Origin of the sequence: Rhodococcus sp. R1101 (assembly GCF_000278445.1) — a bacterium.
Classification (GTDB): Bacteria; Actinomycetota; Actinomycetes; order Mycobacteriales; family Mycobacteriaceae; genus Rhodococcus; species Rhodococcus gordoniae.
Map to the genome: position 1 here is coordinate 1 of NZ_AJVB01000240.1, position 5,834 is coordinate 5,834.

Annotated in this window: 6 protein-coding genes and 1 pseudogene; all 7 read right to left on the reverse strand. The window is 69.2% G+C overall.

What is annotated here, in order from left to right; all coding sequences use genetic code 11:
* Window positions 1–132, reverse strand: a pseudogene (locus R1101_RS30245) (ribonuclease III); the annotation flags it as partial.
* Between the two features lie 11 nt (window positions 133–143).
* A complete protein-coding gene (rpmF, locus tag R1101_RS26905) occupies window positions 144–326 on the reverse strand; it encodes a 50S ribosomal protein L32 (RefSeq protein ID WP_006551208.1) in 183 nt (60 codons plus the stop codon).
* Window positions 327–328: 2 nt separating this feature from the next.
* The gene (locus R1101_RS0114800; RefSeq protein ID WP_016934182.1) at window positions 329–943 is read right to left on the reverse strand and encodes a YceD family protein; all 615 of its coding nucleotides are present in this window, start codon (window positions 941–943) and stop codon (window positions 329–331) included.
* Window positions 944–1,044: 101 nt separating this feature from the next.
* Entirely contained in the window at window positions 1,045–1,803 is a 759-nt protein-coding gene (locus R1101_RS0114805) for a DivIVA domain-containing protein (RefSeq protein WP_016934183.1), read from the reverse strand.
* A 139-nt stretch (window positions 1,804–1,942) separates the two neighbouring features.
* Window positions 1,943–2,434 (reverse strand): pantetheine-phosphate adenylyltransferase, encoded by a 492-nt coding sequence (gene coaD, locus R1101_RS0114810; protein ID WP_016934184.1) that lies wholly within the window; start codon window positions 2,432–2,434, stop codon window positions 1,943–1,945.
* Complete coding sequence (gene rsmD, locus R1101_RS0114815) at window positions 2,431–2,997, reverse strand: 16S rRNA (guanine(966)-N(2))-methyltransferase RsmD (RefSeq protein WP_026003298.1); 567 nt, start codon at window positions 2,995–2,997, stop codon at window positions 2,431–2,433. The genes coaD and rsmD overlap by 4 nt, the downstream gene beginning before the upstream one ends.
* Window positions 2,994–5,834 (reverse strand): pyruvate carboxylase (locus R1101_RS0114820; RefSeq protein ID WP_016934186.1); only part of this gene is annotated, 2,841 nt, incomplete at its 5' end. The genes rsmD and R1101_RS0114820, both read right to left, overlap by 4 nt.

Consider the following 5,834-nt stretch of genomic DNA (forward strand, 5'->3'; position numbering starts at 1 on the left):
GTAGGCGTACGAGCGATGGGTGAGCGCCAAGGACAGCAGTTCTGCGTCCAGAGGCACGCCGAGGGCGGCGAGGAGAGACTCGTGGCTCTCTTCGCCGCCCTCGGTAGCTGTTTCGGGGGACTTGCTCGTCACGTGAGTACCGATTAGACGGGCGCGGTCACCTGACGGCCGTTGTAGGTGCCACAGGACGGGCACGCCACGTGGGGCAGCTTCTTCTCTCCGCAACCCCGGTTCGGGCAGGTGACGAGCGTCGGCGCAGTGGTGTTCCACTGGCTGCGCCGCGACCGGGTGTTGGAACGCGACATTCTGCGCTTGGGGACGGCCACGTCTACTTCTCCTCGTTGTTCGAGCTGTCGATTTGACTGCTGGGTTCTTCGGAGCCCGCGCCGAACTTGGCTGCCAACCCAGCCCAGCGAGGATCCATTGTCTCATGACGGTGCCCGGATTCCGCAATCGCCAGGCGAATGCCGCATTCGGGGCACAATCCCGCACAGTCGTCACTACACAACGGCTGCAACGGAAGTTCCAGGCCCACCGCGTTCACGAGGACCGGTTCGAGATCGATCAGATCGTTCTCGACGCGGTACACCTCGTCGTCCTCGGTGGTCTGCTCCGTAACGCTGTTCGGGTAGGCGAACAGCTCGGTGAGGTACACGTCCACCGGTTCGGCGAACGATTCGAGGCACCGCGAGCACTCACCCACGGCGTCCGCACGAACTGTACCGGTGACCAGGACACCCTCCGACACCGACTCCATGCGGAGATCGAGGTCGATCTCGGACCCTTCTTCGATCGCGATGAGATCGAGTCCGATGCGCGACGGTGACGGCACCTTCCGCTCGACCGCACGCATCGATCCGGGCCGGCGACCCAGGGAGAGCGTGTCGAACACCAGACCGGAGTCCCTGCCGGGACGGGTCGTGCCGGAACCACGGGTGGACACGGGGAACTCACCTTCTTCGGACGACGCAGAACACGACTCGGTCGTGATAGGGCAACCGCTCCATGATACGCGATGGGCGGCGCGAGCGGAAATTCCGCCGATCAGCGGCGGCGGCTCGCCCGAGGGTCGGCCTCCGCGAAGTCGGGGGCCCCCGAGAGCCGCAGCTGCTGGCGGCCGCGGCCGACCGACCGCAGGGTGGTGCCGAGCAGTTCCTCGAACTCCGAGAGCTTCCCGTCGATGTACTCGTCGCATTCCGTCCGCAGGCGGTCGGATTCGGCGTGGGCCGAATCGATGACGCGAGCCGACTCGGCGTGCGCGGCCTGCACGACCTCCGTCTGCGACACCAGGCGCGCCTTCTCGGCCTCACCCTCGGCCACGGAACGCTCGTACGACACCTGGCCGGACTCGACCAGACGGTCGGCCTCGATGCGGGCGCGCCCGGTCACGCTCTCGTACTGCTTGTTGCCCTCGGCGACGAGGTCGTCGGCCTCGGCCTGAGCGTCGCGCACGAGTTCGTCGGCGTGGGCGCGTGCTTCCTTGACCATCCGGTCCGCTTGCGCCTTCGCGTCCGCCAGCATGCGGTCGGCGTCGGTACGCGCGTCCTCGAGCAGGGTGCGCGCCTCCTCGTCGGCGTCGCCGACGGTCTTCTCGGCCTGCGCCCGCGCGTCGTTGATCAGCTTGTCGCGGTGATCGAGCACGTCCTGTGCGTCGTCGAGTTCGGGCGGCAGCGCGTCGCGCACGTCGTCGAGCAGCTCGAGGACATCGCCGCGCGGTACCACGCAGCTCGCCGTCATCGGAACGCTACGTGCCTCTTCGACGATTGCGACCAGCTCGTCGAGTGCCTCGAATACCCGGTACACGCCCAACCCCAATCACTCGCTCGGCGCGACCGGTGCGGACGCGCCACCTTCCAGTCTGCCGCAGCGCAGGGCACGCTCGTGTGCCCTGCGCTCGGTGTGTCGGGATCCGGCCGTCACAGGCCGTGCGGAAAGGTCCTGCCTATTTCGCGGCGGCCCGCTCGGCGAGGCGCGCGAGCAGACGAGCGTGCACGGTGCCCGGCAGCATGTCGGAGACATCGCCGCCGTAGGTCGCGACCTCCTTGACGAGCGAGCTCGACAGGTAGCTGTAGACCGGGTTGGTGGCGACGAACAGGGTGTCGACGCCGGTGAGCTTGTGGTTCATCTGCGCCATCTGCAGCTCGTAGTCGAAGTCGTTGGCGCCGCGCAGGCCCTTGACGATCGCGGTGATCCCCCGCTCGCGGGCGTAGTCGACGAGCAGGCCCTGCCAGGCGTCGATCGTGACGTTCGGCAGGTGCGCCGTGGCCTCGGTGAGCATCTCGAGGCGTTCGTCGATCGTGAACATCCCCTGCTTGTTGGGATTGATCGTGACGGTCACGACGACCTCGTCGAACTGGGCCGAGACCCTGCCGATGACGTCGAGGTGTCCGTTGGTGACCGGGTCGAAGGATCCTGGGCAGACCGCGCGGCTCATGATCCAGCACCGTAGCAGGTGGCGATCTCCACCCTCGTCTCCCCGTATCGCCGCGACCTGCCGACCTCGAATGCCTGCGGCCACACCGTTTCCGGCGACCGAGACGAGCGTTCGACCACGACGACCGAACCGTCCTCGACCCAGCCGCCGGACACCAGCGCCTCGAGCACTCCGGTGACGGCTTCCTCGGTCACGGCGTAGGGCGGGTCGGCGAGGACGAGGTCGTACACCCGGTCGGCGGCACCCGCGAGCACTGCGGCCACCGGCGCGGCGCGCAAGACCGCCCCCGGCAGCCCGACCGTCGCAATGTTCTCGCGGATCACCCCCGCCGCCTTGGCGTCGGACTCGACGAGCATCGCGTGCTCGGCGCCGCGGGACAGCGCCTCGAGGCCGAGGGCCCCCGACCCCGCGTAGAGGTCGAGGACTGCGGCACCGTCGATGTCCATGCGTGCGTCGAGCGAACTGAACAAGGCCTCACGCACCCGTTCGGAAGTGGGCCTGGTCCCGCGGGGCGGCACCTTCAGGCGCCGCCCCCCGGCCCGGCCGGCGACGATCCGTGTCACTCGGCGCTGTCTCCCGTGGACACCTCGACGAGCAGGTCGCCACCTTCGACCTGTTGCACCGGGCCGATCGCGACACGCGTGATGCGTCCGCCGCGCGGCGCGGTGATCGCGGCCTCCATCTTCATCGCCTCGATGGTGGCGACGGTGTCGCCCGCCGAGACGCCGGCGCCCTCGGACACCACGAGGGTGACCGTGCCGGCGAACGGCGCGGCGACGTGACCGGGATGGTTGCGGTCGGCCTTCTCCGCGGCCGGGATGTCGGCGGCCACCGACCGGTCGCGCACCGACACCGGGCGCAGCTGCCCGTTGAGGATGCACATCACCGTGCGGAAGCCCTTCTCGTCGGCGTCGGAGATCGCTTCGAGACCGATGAGCAGTTCGACGCCCTTGTCCAGGCGCACCCGGTGCTCCTCGCCGTGCCGCAGCCCGTAGAAGAACTGGTTGGCCGACAGCTCGGTGGTATCGCCGTAGGTCTCCCGGTGCTGCTCGAACTCCTTGGCCGGTCCGGGGAACAGCAGGCGGTTGAGCATGCGGCGACGCTCGGCCGAAGTGCCGCCGAGGGCCTTCTCCTCCTCGGGCGCGAGCGGGGTGATCGGCTTGGGCTCGGCTCGGCCCGACAGCGCCTTGCTGCGGAACGGCTCGGGCCAGCCCCCGGCGGGGGTGCCGAGGTCGCCGCGCAGGAAGCCGATGACCGAATCGGGGATGTCGTACTTGCCGGGCTCGGCGGCGAAGTCGTCGACCGAGACCCCGGCACCGACGAGGTGCAGCGCGAGGTCGCCGACGACCTTGCTCGACGGGGTGACCTTGATCAAGCGGCCGAGGAGACGGTCGGCGCCGGCATAGGCGGCCTCGACCTCCTCGAAGCGGTCGCCGAGTCCCAGCGCGATGGCCTGCTGGCGCAGGTTCGACAACTGGCCGCCGGGGATCTCGTGGGTGTAGACGCGGCCGGTCGGGGCGGGCAGCCCCGACTCGAACGGTGCGTAGACCCTGCGCAGCGCCTCCCAGTACGGCTCGAGATCGCACACGGCCTGCAGGTCGAGGCCGGTGTCGAACTCGCTGTTCGCCGCGGCGGCGACGATCGCCGACAGGGCGGGCTGGCTCGTCGTACCGGCGAGCGCCGCGGAGGCACCGTCGACGGCGTCGGCACCGGCGTGCCAGGCCGCAAGATAGGTCGCGAGCTGCCCACCCGGAGTGTCGTGGGTGTGCACGTGGACCGGCAGGTCGAAGTTGCTGCGCAGCGCCGAGACGAGCGTCGCGGCGGCCGGGGCGCGCAGCAGACCGGCCATGTCCTTGATGGCGAGCACGTGCGCACCGGCCTCGACGATCTCCTCGGCCAGCCGCAGGTAGTAGTCGAGCGTGTAGATCGTCTCGTCCGGATTCGACAGGTCGCCGGTGTAGGACATCGCGACCTCGGCGAGCGTGGTGCCGGTCTCGCGCACCGCGTCGATCGCCGGACGCATCTGGTCGACGTTGTTCAGCGCGTCGAAGATGCGGAAGATGTCGATGCCCGTGTCTGCGGCCTCCTGCACGAACGCGCGGGTCACGGCCTCCGGGTAGGGGGTGTAGCCGACGGTGTTGCGTCCCCGCAGCAGCATCTGCAGGTTGATGTTCGGGATCGCCTCGCGCAGCGCGGCCAGCCGCTCCCACGGATCCTCGTGCAGGAAGCGCAGAGCGACGTCGTAGGTCGCGCCGCCCCACGCCTCGATCGAGAGGAGCTGCGGGGTCATACGGGCCACGTGCCCGGCGACCGTCAGCAGGTCCTTGCTGCGAACACGGGTCGCGAGCAGCGACTGGTGCGCGTCGCGGAAGGTGGTGTCGGTGACGCCGATGGACTTCTGCTCACGCAGCGCACGGGCGAAGCCCTCGGGTCCGAGTTCGAGCAGCCGCTGCCGCGAACCGGCCGGCGGCGCGGCGCTCAGGTCGATCGCGGGCAGCTTGTCGTGCGGGTAGAGCGTGGTGGGGCGCTCGCCGTGCGGCTTGTTGACCGTCACGTCGGCGAGGTAGTTCAGGATCTTGGTGCCGCGGTCGGCGGACGAACGCAGCGTCAGCAGCTGCGGACGTTCCTCGATGAACGAGGTGGTGACGTGTCCGTCGCGGAAATCGGCATCGTCGAGCACGGCCTGCAGGAAGGGGATGTTCGTCGCGACACCGCGGATGCGGAACTCGGCAACCGCGCGGCGGGCACGGGCGACAGCGGTCTCGAACGTCCGGCCGCGGCAGGTGAGCTTGACGAGCATCGAGTCGAAGTGGGCGGAGATCTCCGCACCGACCGAGGTGCCGCCGTCGAGACGGATACCGGCACCACCCGGGGTGCGGTAACCGGTGATGCGGCCGGTGTCCGGGCGGAACCCGTTGGCCGGATCCTCGGTCGTGATGCGGCACTGCAGCGCCGCGCCGCGGATGGTGATGCTCTCCTGCGACAGACCCAGATCGGCGAGCGACTCGCCGGCGGCGATACGCAGCTGCGACTGCACGAGGTCGACGTCGGTGATCTCCTCGGTGACCGTGTGCTCGACCTGGATGCGGGGATTCATCTCGATGAACACGTGGTTGCCGCGCTCGTCGACGAGGAATTCGACGGTGCCCGCGCACTGGTAGCCGATCTCCTCGGCGAATGCGACGGCGTCGGCGCAGATTCGGTCGCGCAACTCCGGGTCGAGATTCGGGGCCGGGGCGAGCTCGATGACCTTCTGGTGCCGGCGCTGCACCGAACAGTCGCGCTCGTACAGGTGGATGACGTTGCCGTACTTGTCGGCGAGGATCTGTACCTCGATGTGCCGCGGGTTGACCACGGCCTGCTCCAGGAAGACGGTGGGATCACCGAAAGCCGCGTCGGC

Coding starts and splice junctions, on each gene's coding strand:
- coaD (WP_016934184.1), bottom strand. CDS start 2,434: ATGAGCCGCGCGGTCTGCCCAGGATCCTTCGACCCGGTCACCAACGGA.